The 19,225-nt window shown below is 40.5% G+C and carries 16 protein-coding genes; all 16 read right to left on the bottom strand.

The window, feature by feature from the left end:
• Positions 1 to 234: 234 nt before the first annotated feature.
• Positions 235 to 1,437, bottom strand: coding sequence for a BID domain-containing T4SS effector (locus NPX99_RS06620; protein WP_269031092.1), 1,203 nt, complete (start codon positions 1,435 to 1,437; stop codon positions 235 to 237).
• A 362-nt stretch (positions 1,438 to 1,799) separates the two neighbouring features.
• Positions 1,800 to 2,819 carry a BID domain-containing T4SS effector gene (locus NPX99_RS06615; RefSeq protein WP_269031091.1) on the bottom strand — a complete coding sequence of 340 codons (1,020 nt, stop codon included), beginning with the start codon at positions 2,817 to 2,819 and terminating at the stop codon, positions 1,800 to 1,802.
• Positions 2,820 to 3,132: 313 nt separating this feature from the next.
• Positions 3,133 to 4,731 carry a BID domain-containing T4SS effector gene (locus NPX99_RS06610; RefSeq protein ID WP_269031090.1) on the bottom strand — a complete coding sequence of 533 codons (1,599 nt, stop codon included), beginning with the start codon at positions 4,729 to 4,731 and terminating at the stop codon, positions 3,133 to 3,135.
• A 333-nt stretch (positions 4,732 to 5,064) separates the two neighbouring features.
• On the bottom strand, positions 5,065 to 5,238 hold the full coding sequence (locus NPX99_RS06605) for a hypothetical protein (protein WP_269031089.1): 174 nt from the start codon (positions 5,236 to 5,238) through the stop codon (positions 5,065 to 5,067).
• A 95-nt stretch (positions 5,239 to 5,333) separates the two neighbouring features.
• Entirely contained in the window at positions 5,334 to 7,253 is a 1,920-nt protein-coding gene (traG, locus tag NPX99_RS06600) for a Ti-type conjugative transfer system protein TraG (RefSeq protein ID WP_269031088.1), read from the bottom strand.
• Between the two features lie 174 nt (positions 7,254 to 7,427).
• Entirely contained in the window at positions 7,428 to 9,059 is a 1,632-nt protein-coding gene (locus NPX99_RS06595) for a BID domain-containing T4SS effector (RefSeq protein ID WP_269031087.1), read from the bottom strand.
• Positions 9,060 to 9,264: 205 nt separating this feature from the next.
• Positions 9,265 to 10,893 (bottom strand): BID domain-containing T4SS effector, encoded by a 1,629-nt coding sequence (locus NPX99_RS06590; RefSeq protein WP_269031086.1) that lies wholly within the window; start codon positions 10,891 to 10,893, stop codon positions 9,265 to 9,267.
• 10 nt (positions 10,894 to 10,903) lie between these two features.
• Positions 10,904 to 11,110, bottom strand: coding sequence for an antitoxin VbhA family protein (locus NPX99_RS06585; protein ID WP_269031085.1), 207 nt, complete (start codon positions 11,108 to 11,110; stop codon positions 10,904 to 10,906).
• A gap of 71 nt (positions 11,111 to 11,181) precedes the next feature.
• Positions 11,182 to 12,249 (bottom strand): P-type DNA transfer ATPase VirB11, encoded by a 1,068-nt coding sequence (virB11, locus tag NPX99_RS06580; protein ID WP_269031084.1) that lies wholly within the window; start codon positions 12,247 to 12,249, stop codon positions 11,182 to 11,184.
• Positions 12,246 to 13,412: a type IV secretion system protein VirB10 gene (gene virB10 / locus NPX99_RS06575; RefSeq protein WP_269031083.1), complete on the bottom strand. Its 1,167-nt coding sequence runs from the start codon at positions 13,410 to 13,412 to the stop codon at positions 12,246 to 12,248. Before virB10 ends, virB11 begins: the two co-directional genes overlap by 4 nt.
• The gene (gene virB9, locus NPX99_RS06570; RefSeq protein WP_269031082.1) at positions 13,405 to 14,271 is read right to left on the bottom strand and encodes a P-type conjugative transfer protein VirB9; all 867 of its coding nucleotides are present in this window, start codon (positions 14,269 to 14,271) and stop codon (positions 13,405 to 13,407) included. The genes virB10 and virB9 overlap by 8 nt, the downstream gene beginning before the upstream one ends.
• Positions 14,268 to 14,972 carry a virB8 family protein gene (locus NPX99_RS06565; protein ID WP_442864053.1) on the bottom strand — a complete coding sequence of 235 codons (705 nt, stop codon included), beginning with the start codon at positions 14,970 to 14,972 and terminating at the stop codon, positions 14,268 to 14,270. Before NPX99_RS06565 ends, virB9 begins: the two co-directional genes overlap by 4 nt.
• Positions 14,926 to 15,237 carry a type IV secretion system protein VirB7 gene (locus tag NPX99_RS06560; RefSeq protein WP_269031080.1) on the bottom strand — a complete coding sequence of 104 codons (312 nt, stop codon included), beginning with the start codon at positions 15,235 to 15,237 and terminating at the stop codon, positions 14,926 to 14,928. The genes NPX99_RS06565 and NPX99_RS06560 overlap by 47 nt, the downstream gene beginning before the upstream one ends.
• A gap of 190 nt (positions 15,238 to 15,427) precedes the next feature.
• Positions 15,428 to 16,414, bottom strand: a complete 987-nt coding sequence (locus NPX99_RS06555) for a type IV secretion system protein (protein WP_269031079.1) — start codon at positions 16,412 to 16,414, stop codon at positions 15,428 to 15,430.
• Complete coding sequence (locus tag NPX99_RS06550) at positions 16,407 to 16,874, bottom strand: type IV secretion system protein (protein WP_269031078.1); 468 nt, start codon at positions 16,872 to 16,874, stop codon at positions 16,407 to 16,409. The genes NPX99_RS06555 and NPX99_RS06550 overlap by 8 nt, the downstream gene beginning before the upstream one ends.
• Positions 16,871 to 19,216, bottom strand: a complete 2,346-nt coding sequence (locus NPX99_RS06545; protein ID WP_269031108.1) for a VirB4 family type IV secretion/conjugal transfer ATPase — start codon at positions 19,214 to 19,216, stop codon at positions 16,871 to 16,873. The genes NPX99_RS06550 and NPX99_RS06545 overlap by 4 nt, the downstream gene beginning before the upstream one ends.
• Positions 19,217 to 19,225 lie beyond the last annotated feature (9 nt).

Below are 19,225 nucleotides of genomic sequence, written 5' to 3'. Positions count from 1 at the left end.
GTGATGCTTTTTCATCGCTTGTTATGGAGGAGACTAAAAATACTTGCAAAAGACCTTGTGTTCTTCGTACAGATCATCATCAATATTTGTTAATATGCAGATTTATGAATAAGTTATATCAAATGATGAGGAAATTTTGATGTAACTTCTCCCTTACAGTTTATGCTACTCGGCGCAAACTGCTTTGCGGAAATCGCGCCAAGAACAACATGAAAAACGCAAATTTATCTACCCTTATCTGGCAAAAGCTATCGTTTTGGGTGCGGTTGCTTGGCGAGAATGAGCCTCCTGTGTTCTTTCATGTATCTGTTGAGAGGTTTTTCTCGCCTCATGATGTACGGTGGATGATAAGTATTCAGGAAGTTTAGAGAGGTTGGTTAAGTTTTTTTGTATTTTAACGCCTTGAGCCAGTTCAGCAGAGGAGCCATGGGGCTTTTGTTGCCGTTGTTGGGACTGTGCAAGGTTTTCTTTTAGCAAATGGACAATAGTTGCATAATTGTCAATGGTGTCAATTAGGGAGGAAAGTCCTGCTTCAGCATGTTTGCGGGCACTATTTTTTAAGCCACACATGTGCACACCAGCATAATTATGAAAAGACTGCGGATATGCGGCAAGTTGCCACGTCAACTCCTCTGCCGTAGCAGGATTCTGGAAAACTTCCTCCATTTTGTTTGCCAAAATATCCGATTTGCCAAAAACAATTTTGCACCAATATGTGACCCGTTCCTGATATCTTGTAACCGCTGGATTTTTAGAAATTTCTGCATTCTCCCTTTCAGATTGGTCTGAACTTTGCAGGATTTTTGCTACAGCCTCGCGGCCCATTGTTTGTTCATAATATGTGAGGACTGCTTCTGGGGTTATCGACAAATCTTCTCTCGCATATTGTACAGCCTCTCCATAACAGGCAACAGCACCACAAAGGGCAGAAAGATTTTCTTCTGCATTTTCGCGGGCGCGAGTTTTCATGCCACAGAGATTGAAACCGGCAAGCTTAGAGACACTTTCCGGATGGGCTGCAAGTTGCCATGAGAGGCTTTCTCCAAGAGCGGGATTTTTTTGAATTTCCTCTATTTTCTCTTGTAAAATGTTTTTGTTGCCATAAACAATTTTGCACAAATGTTGGATTTTCTCTTGATATGCTTTCACCAATCGGCTGTGTGGAAGAAGCTGCATGATTTGTGCTTCTGAGAGTGCCCTTGTTTCTGTTTGTGAAGCTGCTGTTGTGTAGAGGGTTTCCTCTTCATTTTGATCTGTCGCGCTTTTTACAGAGTGTTTTTGTTCTTTTTCTTTTAAGGAAGGAGACAGTTTTTTTCTTTGTGGAGCAGAGTTCGTGGAGAGGTTCTCTGAGGAAGTGTGTCCTGCGACAGCTTGTTCATAGCGTTTTATGCGTTCTTGTACTGAAAGCTGTAGAGGAGGAGGTTGGTTTTTTTTCATGCTTGTTTCCTTTTCATCATTGTTTGAGAAAATCTCTTTGGCACACTCTCCACCTTTATCATTTGAAGCTTTTATACAAAGGATCAATTTAAAGGGGATATTAATGTGAAGGGCTTCCAAAGACTTGTACTACGTCACTATCGTAATGGATATTTGTGTCTTTTATAGAGTTTTTTTGTGAAATTTTATCAATAACTTATATAAATTACGGGATTTCTTTGAGACAACTTTTTTGTCACATTTCATAACAATTCTTGGCGCAATCAAAACAGAGCGATTGCGCCAAGAGATAAGATAAAAAAGTAATAAAATAACAAATGATCACATAATAGGAAAACTTTATGCGTTTTTAATGTGCACACTTACATCGCATAAGCCATTGCTCCTTTTGGGGAAGGCGTTCTGCTGCGTGATTGCTCTTGCTGTTGAGCGCCTCGTTCTCTTCCTCTTTCCTGTTGGTGATGACGGTGATGATGATGGTGGTGATGCCCGTGTTCTGGACTTCCCTCTCCTCTCTCCAAGCCTTTTGTGAGATCTTTGTGTAGCTTTTGTGCAGTATGAATATGTCTTTCAAGAGCGGCACAAAGGGGACGAAAGCCATCTTCTGCTTCTCGACGGGCGGGGCTTTTTACGCCAAATACCTTTTGGCCCGCAAGCTTAGCATGGCTTTCAGGATTTTCTAAAAGCTTTTGTAAAACTTCTTCTCCTTGGCTAGGATTTGCAAGAATCTTAGCAAGATCGCCGTTCAAAGCATGTCTGTTACCATAAACAACGGCGCACCATTCTTGGACCTCTAGTATACCATATTGAAAATTTGGGTTTTGCGCAAGCCCTGAAGTCACTAGATCTTGCTGGGTTCTTGGAGGTGATGTTCTTCTTATTTTTTCCACTCCTTGGTAGAGGGTATTTTCTTGTGGTCCACCACTTCCCATACCAGCTGTTGCATAGACGGATTCTACGGGTTTGGAGGGCTGTTGTCCTCTCTGTGGACCAAATTCAAGCTCTGCATAGAGATGCTCTGATTGTGGGCGTGGGGGATGCTGCCCTCTATTGCCGTCGTAGAGAGGATTTTCTAAGTGGTAAGGGTCTGGCTGTCCTTCTAGCTCTTTTAGATCCCTTACTGCATAGGGGGATACTAATGGTGTGGGTTTTGGCCCACTACGTGGTACCGCATAGGCATTTTCTGGGTTTAATGGTTTTTGGGGGGCATAGGGATTATTTTCTGGTTGTGAGTGTGAACGCTGACCTCTGTTCGGGTGTTTAACCTCAGCGTAAACGACTTCTGGTTGTGAGTGTGAACGCTGCCCTCTATCTGGTTTGTTAACCTTTGCGTAGAGCTCTTCTGGGTTAAAGGGAGGAGGGGTGGGTTGATGTTTTTTCATGCACGTTTCCTTTCAAAATTTAGAAAACCTCTTTGGTGCATTCTCCACCTTTATACTTCGACAGATTTTATCTAAAGATAAGGTGTTCATGTGAATAACCTCCAAAGATTATGCGCTATTCTCCTTCATGGTAATGGATGTTTGTGTCTTTTATAGAGTTTTTTTGTGAAATTTTATCAATAAGTTATATAAAATTACGGGGGCTCTTTTTATACAATTTTTTTTGTAACATCTTGGAACACTCCTTGGCGCAATGGAGAGGAAATGATGTGCGCCAAAAGAGGATTAAGAAAAGCAAAATGACAGCTCATATTCAGCTGGTCAGAGCCAATGATGAGGAACGACTGACTTTAAGAGTGCGTGCTTGGCATTGAGCTTCTTTGGTGAGTTTCACGACTTGAGAGATTTCTTTTGCTTTACTTTCCGATGTACCGAGCAGGCAAGCAAGTCTTGTACAATCCTTTTGTTGTATGGCTTGACGCTCCTCTGATGATAAACGATTGTGTAATTGGCGCGAAAAAACATGGAGTTGTTGTTGTAGCGCGGTAGAATGTGATAAGGCTTCTCTTTGTTGTTCGAGGGGTAAAGCAAAAAGGTTTTGTAAAGCTCTCTCAGGTTTTTCGACAGGTTGGCTCAAACGACTTTGTTCTTTTGTATGCTGTTCTAGAACGTCTTCTTTTGTTTGCTGTGCCGTTATGGAATAAGTTCTGAATGCTTCACTCAAATTTGAAAGTTTCTCTTCAGCTTGTCTGCGGGAAGGACTTTTTATGCCAAGTACTTTTCTTCCTGCAAGCTTACAAATGGATGTTGGATTTTGAATAATTTGCTCCGCAATCTGTTCGCTCAAGCCTGGATCTGTTGCTATCATATCTAGCTCTCTGTTTAAGGTTCTTGGGTTTCTATAAACAGTCTTTACTAAACTCTCGACTTCTTTTCGGCACATTTCGACAGAAGGATTATTTGCAACCTTTGTGAATAATTCTTCATTTGTGAGTGGTGCTAAGTTTTCTTTTGGAATCAGACTTTCTCTTAAATGTTGCACGTTGGTTTTTTCAAAGCAGATTTGGTCGCCATTTTGTAATGTTTTCACTTGCTCTGGTGTGAGATCATCTTTGTGGACGATGACGAAAACACTATCCACTTCCATAACAAAACCTTCTGCGGAACAACCTCTATAGATGCCCTCATAGGTCACACCTTCTTTTGCTGCGACAACAACACGATTATTGATTTCAGGGAGTCCAGAATTTCTCATTTGGGAGATGAATTCTTTTAAAAGAAATGCTTTTTGTGGATGGGTGATATCTGCAAAAAGATCTTTCATCAGTTGTGGATTGTTATGTTGCATTGCTTCAACGCAGGCAGCCGTCATGCGTTGCTGTGTCACAACAGAAAAGTCAATTTGATGGCCTGCCGCTTGCCCAAGCTTTTCCATAAACATACGACTGACACGTCCATTGCCTTTTCGGAAAGGGTGTGCGTGATTAAGTGCCATAAAAACTTCAGCGGCCTCTTCAGCAAATTCTTGGCGTGATAAACCTCGTAAATTGTTTTTTGCGCTAAGTCTTCGCTCTAATTGTTTTAGTTCTTTTTGAATTTGTGAACCGACAGCGAAGTGGGTTTCATAACCTTTTGGTCGCATGGCCGGCATACGAGCAGTGGACCCATCTTTAAATGTAAAGGCTTGATCGCGGGTTTGTCCGGCCCATTCAAAAGTCTTGTAGAAAAGGCTCCAGTGGATTGTTTTTATATAGGCGGCATCAAATTTTCGTGGGGGTGGTTCAAGGCGAAAATTCACGGCTGCTCTGGCTGTATCATGGGCACAGCGTGCATACAGTTTTTGTGGGTCCATGATACCATATTTATTTTTTAGTGTTTTGCTATTTTTATAGAGGTAATTTTGCTCCAACATCTTTTTTTATTCCTTAAAGTTTAGGGGGTGGGTGGTGGATGAGCATGCGAAACGCTTCGTGGATAAATTCCCCCTTCGCGTATTTTTTTGAGATTCCAAGCCTTTCGGGAGAGAGGTTTAATCTCTCAATTCTAGAGCGCCGTATAGGTGCTGCTGGCTGTATCAACGGTTTTATGGTGTTTTTATCATTCTTTTGGCAGAAGAATTGGTGGTTTGTTCGCATTATTTGCAGGCACGTTACTTTTTTCATGTACGTGAGGACAGCTTCTTTGAGATCTCTTTTCTTTCTTTTTATCCTTGTCATCAAGAACATTTCTTTCAAAGCTGCTTTCTTCAAAAGCTCTTTGAGAGGCGTTTGAAGAAGAGATAGGGTGGTCGTGATCGCCATTGGGTGTTTTGGGGCTTTTTATAATGGACGCTGTCATAATGGGCGTTGGTGTTGGTGATCACACGCATAAAAGCACTGATCAAGAATTCTGCTTCATGATTGTTTTTTTGTGGGTCCATACAGAAATTCCTTATTGAAGGGGCTTTTAGAGGATATCCGTTTTTTCTCTTGTATTGTTGTTTTGCTCTGAATACGCATGACCAGAGGGTATTTTTCAGTTTTTCTTTGCTTGTGGGGCAAAACGGTTTTTTTCAGCAGCCGCTAACATTTCTTTTCTTCTAAAATAGATCGCTCGACCACATCGTAAAGGGGGATGTCCTTGCATAAGAATAATTTGTTCGTCTTGACGCATCTCTTGAATAATTTCATGCGGTAAAATCAACGCTCTTTGTTGATAATTGATGTTGTAAGAGCTCTTGCCCAAAGACAAACCTCTTGATTTGCTGGTTCCAGCGACTTCAACGGTCATTTGACCACAGCGCTCTGAAATGTCTTTGGCTGTTTGGAGGTCTTTAATGGCGGCATAACTCACAAAGGAGCAGCTTTCAAACCATGAGCGTGCTCCTGCTTCTCCAAAGTGATTGACCAACTGACCAGTGGATTGATAAAAGAGCATGAGGGACGTGCCATATTTACGACCACGATCGCGTGCTTCTTCTAAAATGTTCATATAACCAAGAAGATCAACTTCATCCAAGACAAACAAAACACGCTTTTTGTAGTTTCCGTCAGCTATAATCATGGCATTTAAAAAGGCACCAATAATCACCCGCCCAATCGCTGGATAACTGTTTAAAATGCTTGCAGGGAGATTGAGAAAAATATCAGTATTTCCGTTTGTAATATCTGAGGATGAAAAATCATCTCCACAAACCAGATCAGCATAGTTTGACAGAGAAAGCCATTGGGTATCTTTTGATGCAGTTGTATAGACCCCTGAAAAGGTCTGTTCCGCCATTTCTGTGAAAATACCAACCATTTCGCGAATAAAAGGAGAAGGGGTTGTTTCTTGAATCATCCGTAATTGATTGACAACTGCCGTTTCTGATTGAGACAAAATTCCACGTAATGTTTTTAAATTGCGTTCACTGTCTTCATATTCATCAGAGAATATAACATGTGCAAGAAGAGCAGTTAAAAGATTATGGGCTTGTGTCGAAAAATATTCTGCTGAAGAATTCTCTGATTTTTTATCTGTAAGAAGCAATTTGGAAAAACCCACAATATTGGCTTCACGTTGTGTACGTGGTACACTCTCGTCTAAGAGCCAGTCGAGAACATTAAAATTTTTTGTTAAGATAGAGTTGGGATCGAGAACAATAACATTTCTATTGCCCATCTTTTTTCGTGCAAATCTAACGATTGGTGCAACTTCCGTAGAAGGGTCGAGACAAACAATAGAGCCTGGATAGGTTAAACATGTTGGTATTACTGTACTTGTGGTTTTATAGCCACCAGAACCGGCAAAAAAGATCATGTGCGTTGAACCAAAGTCAAGATTGAAGGTAAGCAAAGGCACTTTTCCCCCTTTCCCCCATGTTGTTTTATCGCCAGGAGCAAAAGGAATATTGCGTACACTGTCTTGATCAACGCGGCATCTCTCACCAACGACAATTTGCCCATTGGCAGGAAAAATTCGGGCTGCATCTCTTAAGTTCATCCATGAGGCATTTCCAAAAACACCTTTTTTGGCGCGCTTTATTTTGCTCGTATGTGGAGAGAGTGTCATAACTTGAATTGCGAATAGAAAAACGCCACCAATAATACCAAAGATAACCATGGGATCCATGAATTGGAGGGCATAACTCCAAGTTATCCCTTGTTGACCAACATAGGGACTTAAGCGTTTTATTTCACTCCAAATGTAGGAAAAAGCAATGAGACCAAAAAAGACAGCCGAGACAAGCGTGATCGCTTTACGTAGATGCAATTTTTGCGATAAGCTATAAAATAATGAAACAGTAGCAATCAGCACGAGCATCAATAAAGGTTCTGAGCGAAGATACCAGTAGACTTGATTATCCTGCAGCCCATCGATGATAAACAATAACAAATGAGGAACGAGGAATATCGTTAAAGTTCCTAAAGCGATTGGTGCTAAAATAAGTACCAGCTGCATTTTGCTATATTTCATTGTCGTCTTATCCAGTTGTTATCGAGATATGATGTAAAGTTACGGGGTATGCCAAAAAGGATCATTTCAAAAGTGGTCATAAGGTGTTCGTTAACTTTCTTTTTTCAGGAGCGTGAGAATGTTAGAACATCTCTCAGCTATGGGGGTAAATGAAGGAAACAGGGTCCAAACGGTTTAGCTCGCCATAGAAAGCGCTTTTGAACGATATGTCGTGCGTGTTTGCGTTTGTTGGTGTACTTCTCTGGCTTGCGTGGCGATTGCTGTAATTTCCTGTGCTTTACGTTCTGAGACACCAAGGCTTTTCGCGAGTGTCCCATGATCACCATCCCTGACGGCTTTATGCTCGGCTGATGAGAGACGGCTATTGATATTTTTTACAAGAGTACAGAGCTCTTTTTGAAGGGAAGGATCATTTTCTAACGCTTCTTGCTGCAATTCTTTTGGTAAGGTGAGAAGATCTTGCAAGTCTTTACTTGGTATTGCTACTTTTTGTCCGCGACGTTTTTGTTCTGCTTGATGCTCTTGCGTAATTTCCTTTTTAGCATGTTTTACAGCATAGGCAAAATTTACGATTGCACAACAGAGTGTTTCAACATGCGCTTCAGCATTGGCGCGCGCTGAAGTTTTGAGACAAAGGAGGTCAAAACCTACGAGATTAGCAACAGAACTGGGAGATCTGTTAATCCGATCCGAAAGTTGTTGCCCAAGTTCTGGATTTTTAATAATCTCCACCATCTTTTCATTTAAGCTTTTTGAGCTGCCATAAATGGTTTTTGATAAACATTGGATTTGTTTTCGGCAGGTGTGGACACCGGCATCCTCTGCAATTTTTTCAGAAAGTTCACTTTTGCTCAAAGGGGCTAGTGTCTCTTCTGGAATGAGAATTTGTTCAAGCTTTTGCGCCATTGGCACTGTAAAGGTGAACATCTCACCGGATTTTAATGTTTTTAGTTGTTCTGGTGTGAGGTGCTCTTTGTTGCCGATAATGAAAGCCCCTTTCACATTGAATGCAAAACCTTCAACCCCCATACCTCTAAAGAGACCCGTGTATGTTTCGCCTTCCTTTGCAACCATAACAGGGCGATCATTAACATTGCGCCCACTCTCTTTTGTGTTGTCCATGAATTCTTTTAAAAGAAGTACTTTTTCTGGATGAGAGATATCTTCAAACAGATATTTCATAGGCTCTAGATTGCCATTTTGTATTGCTTCAACACTGGCAACCAACATGCGTTCTTTTGTTACAAGCGAAAAGTCAAGCTGATGCCCTGCTGCTTTGGCAAGATTTTCAAAAAAGATCCGTTGTGTGCGTCCATTGCCTTCTCTAAAAGGATGGGTATAGTTGAGAGAGGCAAAAAGTTCTGCTGCTTCATGAGCAAATTCTTTGCACGATAAACCCTGCAGATTATTCTTCGTGGCGAGTGTTTGATCTAAGGTATTGAGATTTTCTTGTAATTCGCTACCGACTGCAAAATGCGTTATTTTTTTCATTACTGGCGCGACGGCAGAAGTGCCATCTGCAAGTACGAAGGGAATATTGCGAGTGTGGCCTGCCCATTCAAACGTATTTGCAAATAAGCATTTGTGCAGAGAGCATAGATAAGCACTATCAAAAATTTCCGGCAAAGGTTCTTCACGAAGATTGATCATTGCCTTTGCTGAATCATGCGCACATCGTGCAGTAAAGGCATCAAGGTCTTTTATTCCATATTTATTTTTGAGTGTTTTGCTTTTAGGATACATATAATGTTCAGGAGAAGGCGCTGTGGATGCTACACCTGTTTTTTTAAATTTTGCTTTTGGCATTATTATCTCCTTATCATGTAGGGGGGGCGGTAAGAGCGTTAAATTTTTCGAATGAAATATCGCCCCTTGGATATTTCTCTAAGATTTCCAGCGTTTTAAATGAAGTCTGTCTCCTTTTTTCATGTGTGAGAGAGTATTGAAACATCTTTCAGCTTATAGATGTTCACGTGAAAGAGACAGGATCTCATCGTTTTTGGCTAGGTTTTTAACTGGCCATAGCCAGCGCATTTGAGCGATTGAGTGTGCGGGTGCAGGCTTGCTTATGTGTTTCTTTGGCTTTCTGAACAGTGTTTGTAATTTCTTGTGCTTTTTGTTCTGAGACACCAAGACTTTGCGTGAGTGCTTCATAATCATGTGTTTTGATTGCGCGATGTTCGTTTGATGAGAGACGACACTCTATACTGCATATAAACATGCGGAGTTCTTTGTATAATGAAGGAGATTGAGACAAAACTTCTTGTTGTTTTTCTGGTGATAAGCAAAAGAGATTTTGCAAGTTTTGACTTGGCTTCTCTACCGTTCTTCCGCAGCGATCTTGTTCGATTTGATGTGCTTGAGTGATTGCAAAACGCGTCTGTGTTACAGCCTCCGCATAATTGACAATTGCGCTACAGAGCAGTTTTACATGCCCTTCAGCATTTGTACGCGCTGCAGTTTTGTAGACAAAGAGGTCAAAACCTCTAAGAGGAGCAACAGAGTGAGGCGTGCGTTCAATCTGATCAGCAAGCCGTTGGCCTAAATCTGGATTTCTAAAAATCTCTTCCATCCGTCCGTCTAATGCTTTTGAGCTGCCATAAACAAGTTTTGACAAATGTTGAATTTGCTCTCGCGCTGTCTGGACACGGGCACTTTGTACAACCTTTTCGGCATATTCACTTGATGTGAGAGGTGCGAGTGTTTCTTTGGGAATAAGCGTATTTTCAAGCTCTTGCGCCGTTAAGGCTGTAAAGGTAATGATCTCTCCAGCTTTTAATGTTTTTCGTTGTTCTGGCGTGAGATGCTCACTGTTACCTAGGATGTAAATCCCTTGTGTATCGAGCACAAAACCACCAAAATCGCCACCTTTATAGGTTCCTAAGTATGTTACGCCTTCTTGTGCAACCATAACAAGACAATCATGAACATTGTGCCCAAGTTCTTCCATATGGTTCATGAACTTCTCTAAAAGAAGCATTTTTTCTGGATTGGAGATATCTTCAAAAAGCTCTTTCATCCGTTGTGTATCGCCATGTTGTGCTGCTTCGCTAGAGGCTGCCATCATGCGTGTTTTTGTTGCAAGCGAAAAGTCAAGCTGATGTCCTGCTGCTTGGGCAAGCTTTTCAAAGAAGAGTTCTTCTACGTATTCATTGCCATCTATGAAGGGATGTATATATTTGAGAGAAATAAACAGTTCTGCGGCTTCTGAGATAAATTCTTGGCGTGTTAAGCCTTGCAAATTGTTTTTTTCAGTAAGCGTTTCCTCTAATCTTTGTAAGCTTTCGGGGATTTCTTCACCGCTTACAAAAGCATCACCACTTTCCGCGTTGTGCATTTCTGGCATGATAGCAGTGGTACCATCTTCAAATGTGAAGGGGGTATTACGGAACTGCCCTGCCCATTCAAATGCGTGCTTCAACAACTGCTGATGGAGATGGCATAGATAAGCACAATCAAAATAGTCTGGTGGTGGTTCTTGACGTAGAGCATTTCTTGCCGCTTCTATATCAGAGGAACATTTTTCCAGAAAACGCTGTAAATCTGTTTCTCCATATTTGTTTTTGAGTATTTGGGTATCAGGATAGACATAATGAAGGGGTGAGGGTGTTCCTCTTGTTTTTGACTTTGCTTTTGGCATAATGGCCACCTTATAAGAGAGTATTGTCCATAAGAGTGTTAAATTCTTCGAGTGAAATATTCCCCCTTGCGTACCTTTCTAAAATTTCTAGTGTTTTGGGATGAAGTGTTAACCCTTCAATTTCATGGCTGTTAATGGCCGCATCAACAGCTTCGCGGCGCTTTTGTAATTCTTCCGTTGTAGGAGAGAAAAGATTTTCTGTTCTCTTTGTTTTCATTTATTCTTCCTTTAGCGTTTTTCAACAGTTGCTTTAAAAGGTTTTTCTTCCAGTAGATGTCTTCTCTCGCATTACCCTCCAAAGATGTTTCGTTGTTTGAACGGATCATAATAGATTTCAGTGACCTTAAATTTTCCTTCAACTCGTTTACATTGGATGATGATATCAATCATTGAGATCAACAGCCCTCGAATATCATCCCGCTCTAAATCACTTCCGCCTTCACTTTCTTTGATCAAAAGAGTCATTTGTTCAAAGGCGGCAAGTGCTGTTGAGGCATGAACCGTCGTAATCGAACCTGGATGGCCGGAATTCACATTGCGGATATAATAAAAGGCTGTTCCATCTCGAAGCTCTTGTAAAAGAATGCGATCAGGACGCATTCGTAAAGAAGATTCAAGCAATTCTTTGGGGCCAATAGAGGCTAAGCCTTGTCCATCTTTTGAATAGATCATAGAAACATGATTGGGTTGAGGAACAATCAGTTCTTGTGTATCTTCAATGGTAATAATACGCTCATTATGAGGAATTTTGGCAATGAGTGCCTTTGACAATGTTGTCTTCCCAGAACCGGTTTTTCCTGAAATCAAAATATTTTTCTGGTATTTTACCGCCTGATTTAAAAAGGAGACGAAGTCCTTGTTGCAGTAAGCGGTTATCAAATCATGTTCAACACTTTTGAGTTCATGAAAACACGATTGATAATCACTTAAAGACGTGAATGACACCTGTTCACACATGGAAAAAAGACCTTTGTTTGCCAGATCTTCGAGGGAAAAATTGTGTGATGATGGTTTGCGAATTGTCATACTGATCGTATCTTTTTCTACCGCCGGAGGAATGACAATTTGAATACGTTCATTATTGGGTAAAGTCGCCGATAAAATTGGATTTTTATCCGATATATTTTGTTTAGAATAGGAAGCGACAACTTTCGCAATTCCCATAAGTTCATCAAAGGACAGGGCTGGAACTTCCATGGTTTTCCACCCCTCAATGCCTTCTGTCATGACTTGATAGGGACGATTGATGACAATTTCAAAAAGACTTGCATCTTGCAAAAAAGCACGGATGGGTTCAAGTTTTGTTAAAACAATTGCAACAGTTTCATCGTTCAAATGGTGTGCGTTTTGGCTCATTTTAAAGTCACCGTTGGGCTTTTATAAAAGTTTCTTGAAAGGGCGCGATGGACAATCTGTTGTTTGTTTTCAATGATTTTCAATTTATAAACATTGGAAAAATCTAAATCACGCGCCACAAAAACATTCACCATTTCTCCTTGATTTTTTGTCAAGGTTGGAGGAATATTGGCGTAGTTTTCTGTGATAATATTGGCAATATTTTTTCCTGAAGAGACTGTTTCAGAATCTTTCTTCTCTTCTTGGCCTTGTAATAAGCGGTTTTTCGCATAGTTTGTGCCATCTTTGATAATCGATACAAGAAGCGCAGATCCAATGCGTTCTAACCAATGATTGTCAATATCTCCATCTATGCCAGAACGCCCTAAGGAATCTGTAGCAGGTGAAGCTAATGCGATAATGACACCATTTGGTGTTTTGGCTCTATTCCAGAGAACAAAGAGGCGATTTTGTCCTTTTTTCAATCCAGCGCGATATTCACCAACAATCTGTGTGCCTTTATCAAGAAGGACAACACGACCATTGTCTGACAAGATATCTCTGGAGATGATGCAACTGGTAAATCCTTGTTGGTCACTGCTGATAGCTGTTTCTAAGATGCAGGGAATAGAAGCGCCCATTGCGATAATGTAGTTGCGATTGCCAAGCGTTGAAGCGCGAATACCTTCAAGGGTTGTTGGCTTGAGAAGATTGTTAAAGCGTTGTGCTGTTTCATCCGGCTTGTTTTCCAGTTGGTTCAACAAAGAGCCATTATTTGTTAGAGTTTTATCCTGTTGTGTATTCGTATAAGCTAACACAGGAGCGCGTTGCGCTGCTTCTAGAAGTTTATCATCGAAGGCTGCTTGATTTATTGTGGGCGTTGGTAGCTCAACCTTTGGCAATGGAGTATTATTTTTTGTCTCATTTTTTTCTGTTGGTTGAAGAGAGGGGGGCTTTGTCTCTGCTGGGCGAAAAAGTTCTGTTTGCTTAATAACCCCTTCTTTTTGAACTTCAACAGGTGGTTTTTTGTCTGTGGCAAGCGTTGAATAGGCTAAATAAAGACAAACACTAAAAAGAATAACAAGAGTTACTGCTTTGCCGATATTGCTATGTTGGTTTTTTCCTCGAGCGTCTTTTATCGTATCGCGATCATTGATGTTTTTTTCATCCATTTTGTCATTCATAGCTGTTTCCTATGTTCACTTTACGTTGTACAGAGGGGGATGTTGTGCCAGTTTCAGGGTTGATACCTTCAGGAACAAAATTTTTGTTGAAGATACAAAGCACGTCATTGCCACGGCGCAGAGTAAATTGCGCAGCTGTCGCATGAACAATGACCTTGTTGCCTTTAATCGATTTTGGAACGAGAGATTCTTGTCCATCACGCGATACAAGATAAATGGCAGGAATTTCGCTATTGCCCAAAAATGTAAAGGTGGTTGTTTTTCCGTTGTCATAGACAGAGTTTGGTTCAATGAGGGGAGAACCTTGTGCTTCATAAGCCCAATTGCGCGGGCCAAAATCTTCATGGGTATTTAAAATATCATTGACAAAATCTTCCTCACGCTGTTCGGCTTTTGCTGCTTCGGCGAGTTTCTTACGCAAGGCTTCATCTGCTGGATAGCGAAACTTTACGAGGAAATAAGTATCATTTCCCGCTGAGACATCACCTTCACGCACTTGGAGTTCAAATTGATAAGAGCGTTTTGTTCCGTCTTGGCGGCTTGTGACAATTTGTAAATTGGTGACGGGTTGTACTTCGCGTGGTTTTAGAAAAACAAAGTGACCAGCTGGTGCAACTTGCCAAGCGACGGAATTGCCAATTCCCACATAGGCAACTTCTTCGTCGTCGGCAAATTCAAGCTGGACCGAAGAACGAATAGAGCCAATAATTTGGGTAACATTGTATGGATCATAATTGACAAATCGAATACGATTGTCTTTGCGGGCACTTACAGGGGCTGTTTCTGCATATAAGGAGGCTGTATAGCAGTTTATTGCCACGATGAAAGCTAAAAAGACTATTTTTGAAAATTGGCTCATTGTATCACCTCTGGATCGGTTCTGTATTCCGACACTTGAAAGCCAAGGGGGTTGATTAAGCGATCTGTCGTTGAAATCTGTGCATTAATATAAGAAAAATTTAAGATCGAAATCCAATGGGAAATATTTTCTTTGCCATTTAATTCTCTGAGCGTTTTGTAATAACGCACTTGGATAAGATCTTTGCTTAAAAAGGAAATAGATTTGATTGTGACCGTAACAATCATATTTTGATAGATATTTTGTGGGCTTTCTGGATTGTTGCCCGCATACCATTTGGCAAAACGGTTTTGTTCTGTTGGAGAAGATAAAAGAGAGATTAGGCTAAAATTGTTTTCTGCCTCTGTTGCTTGAAATCCTTCGCGTGCACGAACATATTTGGCTGCAAAATAACGTGTTATTGCTTCGTCATAGTCGTTGGGAGAGTCTTTTAGGGCACTGATCGTATCAACAATGCCTGTTGAATTATCCACACGAATAACAAAAGGTTCTACGGTTTTTAAGGGTGTTAATGCTGCTACAGCCAAAGCTAAAGCAATCGTCATTAATCCAAAAAGCACCATCAGAGCCATGGCAATTTTCATCCGTACCCGCATGCCATGCATGCGATCAATATCGAAAGAACGTGCTTCTTTTATATATTCTTTGAGTGCTTCACTGTTCACGCACGACCTCCAAAGTTTTCTCAGAGAGCTTTTTATGGTTGATAGGATTGAATGAAGCTGTATGTGGAGTGACAACCGCTGTTGCTTTTTCACTTTCTAGAGTATTAAGGATAATCGGTGTCGTAACAGGCTTTATGATTTTTTCTTGCTGTGTGGCTCTATGGTCCCAATCCCATTTATCTCTATTTAAAACGCGGGTCTGTTTCCCATTACAACGCGGTGGTTTTTTTGGGCCACTCAGAGAAGCACAGCCGGTAAGGGCCATGCTTAAGATGAGAAAAAAAGTTATTTTTCGTTTCATTTCTTAAACTCGTAAATATTTGGAAAGACAACAGCTCTGAACAATCTCACAAAAGCAGGTGATGAAAAGTTTTGGTTGGTTTTGTGAAACTAAGGTTAGGGGGGAACGCAATATGCACGGAGCTCCCGCTTTAGCTCGTGCGTGCAGTGCAAAAACAAAAATTTTGCTTCTTTTAAAAAAGTGCTTCACATTAAAATCGACCACGTCCTTGCGCTCCCGTTTTTGCGACTTTGGCTGCTGCACTCGCTACATTTGCTGCGCTATTTGCTGCACCAGAGAGTTTCGAAGTAGCACTTTTGGCGACATTTCCACCCGCTTTTGCTCCGCCGGAAAGCATTGTGAAAATCTGAGCACCTGATGACATACCAGCGTTAAAGTATGGTCCTCCAGAAGCAAGAGCAGAAGCAATACCAGGAAGTGCGCGAAAAAGAATGGCGCCTATGACCGAGATGACAACGACAGGAGGGAAAAGAATATAGATGGAATCATAGGATCCACCGAGAACATGCACAATAATTTTGCACATAATCGTTCCCAACATGATTACCAGAACTTGCAAAATGGTAAAATTAACGAGCGTTGTAATCCATGCATCGGTAAATTTTCGGGTCGCATTGAACAAATATAAACTAATGAAGAGTGGCCCAAGACCTATAATCATCACAAGTGCAACTTGTGCAAACATTTGGACAATAAAACCACCGATACAAAAGACAATAACAGCGCAAATCATTAAAAAACCAAGCAGGCCAACCAAAATTTTCTCAAAGAACCAAGCTCTAGCTAAGGCTTCTTGATAGCGAGAACATGCTTGTAACAAAATATAATCAAAGACATTAGAGTCAGTATCATTGCCGTTGAAGGCATTGCCAATGGAATTTGCTAAATCATTGAAAAAAATATCTTTAACATAGATATTAAATGTATTTGCATTGGTTGCCATTGTTGTTACAATAACGATTTTCACCACATTGTTGAGAAGACTCTGCGTGGAAAGGGCAACACGACCCGTCATGACATTATAACCATAGAGAAAAATGAAAATGATAGAGGCAAGATTCAGGGGTGCTGAAATAGCAGTAGACAAATTATGCACGGTCATGTCCATCGTATCATTGAGTGGCTTTAAAATATATCCAGAAATACTTTCAAATGGAGCAGAACTAAAATCAGTCATCTAGCTTTCCAAGTGTTGATGGGACATTAGACTTCTCAAGTTTCCCCTTTAATTTTTGTACAATCTCTTCATGCTGTTTTTTAATTTCTTCTTCACGGACTTCTTCTTTTGTTTTGCTGTCTTTTGCTTGAATCATAGCCAAAGATTGGAGCTTTAAAGCATCCGCTTGAAGGTTAGCTTGAAGAACAGAAAGTTTTATCTGAAGAGTTTGTAATTTTTCTGGATCAGGTTTTTCTTGTGATTGTTCTTGTGTAAGTTCCTCATTTATTTTCTGAATTTCTTTTGTAGTTTTCGTTGCATTATCAAGAATAGTTCCAGCTGTTTCTGATTTTACAGTGTTTAATTGTTGTGTGCTTTCTAATGCCTGTTTATAATATTCATCAGCATTTTCTGTAGTTTCTGCCATTGTATGAGAGATAAAAGACAAAGATAATAATGTGACGAAACTATATTTTTTCATTGGTTTTCTCTCCTTTGATAAAAAATGGGCAACCACCTATCGGGGTCTGTTCCATATTCGTTGATAATTTGGTTCATGAGTTCAATATTCTTTGTGGTGCCACTTAAGACAGCAATCTCATCGTTCATTCCACGTAAGTTAAGTTCAGCAACAACAGAATTTTGTCCCTGTTTGATAAGAAAACGACGGGATTCTCTGCTTAATTCCGATTGTATGAGTTCGAATTCCCGTTCAGTCAGTTTGAAATTTTCAACATAATCGTTGTAATTTGCTTTTTGATTTGGAAAAAATATTTGGGTGGGGCATTGCTCAATAATCGTGTGGGCGATTGTTGAATTTAAAGCATCTCTGGGGCTTTGCGTTGCAAACAGCATCATGCCATTTTGTTTCCGGATTGTTTTGAGACGATCTTGCGCAAACGCTTTGAATGAATCATCTTCAAGGGCTTTCCAGAATTCATCAATGACAATAATAATGCGCCGTCCATCAATCAGATCAAGAATGCGGTGAAAAAGATACATCATTAAGGGACACCGAATTTCTTCATTGTCTAAGAAATCGGTCATGTCATAACCAATAAATTTTGCGTCTAAATTCAGATCATCTTGGTCGTTATCAAAAACCCAGCCTAAGGCATTGCCTTTGACCCAAGGCTGTAACCTTATGGCAATTCCCTCTTTTGAGGTGTTATCAAAAAACAGTTGAAGAGCGCCAAGAGAGCGTTGTGCATAGGGCAAACTTTCTAAGGAATCAATAGCTTTGGCGATGTCTTGTCGCTCTTGTTCTGTCACGATTTGTCCTTCAATTGTAACAAGTTTCAAGACCCAATTACGAAGAAAGACTTTATTTTTTTCTGTGTATTCCATGCCTTTTAAAGGGGAAATACCAGTAGGTTGCCCATTTTTTAAAGGTTTATATTTTCCACCTCCAGCGCGCACAAAAATTTCTGCACCCTGATCCTTGTCGAAAAAGACCATGGTAGGGTTGTGTTTTTGCAATTGTGCAAGAAGAAAATTAACAATGACTGTTTTACCAGATCCCGATGGCCCGCAAACAAAGGTATTGCCAAGGTCGCCATAATGAAAATTAAAATAATAGGGGGAGCTGGCTTGCGTTTTTAACAATGCGACAGCAGATCCCCAAACATTGCCTTCAAGCTTACCAATGGGAAAGGAATGGAAGGGAGATAAAGCCGCAAAATTTCTGCTGGTAATAGCTCCAGAACGTGCTCGATAGCTAAAATTTCCGGGTAATTGTGCCCACCATGCCGCTTCCAATCCTAAATCTTCTCTAGCAATCACTGCTCCACCATTGGTTAAATGCGAACGCGCTTTTGAAAGATTTTCAGCTAATATTTTAGGATGATCGGCAAAAACAGCGAGAGAGAGATGATGCTCCCCTAAAACAAAGCGATTTGATTCTAAGTCATCAAGGGCTTCATCAAGGGCATCGATTTGTGAGCTGGCACGATCTACTGCGTTAATCATTTGATTTTGTTTGCGGCTCATAATGATACCGGCCGCTGCTTTACTCTTAAAGACAAAGGATTGTGTTAAGATGAATTCAAACGGTGCTGTCAGTAATTCATCAGTCATACCAGGACGTGTTTTAGAAGGATATTCTTTCCACCCAAATATACCAACAAAGCGTTCATTGCTTTCATGGCGAATTTCGATAATTTCTCTCCCAAAAATCACACGATCTGAATAAATCGTTGAGGCAATGGTTCCAAAGGTGAGGGGGATACGCTCACGTCTTCCCCCTACCAACTGGTGTAGAAATTCACTTTGTTCAGAAAATAAAATGCCTTCATGTTCGTAAACTGATAAGAGGCGCGCGTCATAGACCTCTAAACCTTGTATAAAATCTCGGCTTAATTCTTCGATTTTGTGAATGGCTTCTTCATCTGGTTCAGATTGTGTTTTCTTGGCTTTGCTCAAGCGTTGAAAAAATGAAGCTAACCGTTCTGTCTTATCTGCTGCCGGATTCCAGAGCAGTGAAACAAACAGATCATTTCTATAAAGCTCTTGCGAAATCATTTTCTTTTTATATTTTTCATCTAATGTTGCTGCAAAAGATGAAAGAAATTGACCTTCTGGATAGAGCGTTTCGCGACGACGAATAATGTGAGAATATAAAGCAACACGTTCATCGGCAATATTTTTTAAGAGCGTGTTTAATTGATTATGTAAGGAATTTAATTGATCGATATCTACAGTGTCAAAATTTACCCCCTCAATAGCTATCACGGTCATTAAACAACGCGAATTTAATGCAATGATATGCTGGTTAACATGGCGTATATAGGGAATATAGTCTTCAACAAAAGTTTCTCGTTTCATGATAGACGT

The organism is Bartonella sp. 220B, from assembly GCF_026930205.1.
GTDB lineage: Bacteria > Pseudomonadota > Alphaproteobacteria > Rhizobiales > Rhizobiaceae > Bartonella.
Note: the sequence above shows the minus strand (reverse complement) of the source record. Positions and strands in the feature narration are given on the sequence as shown.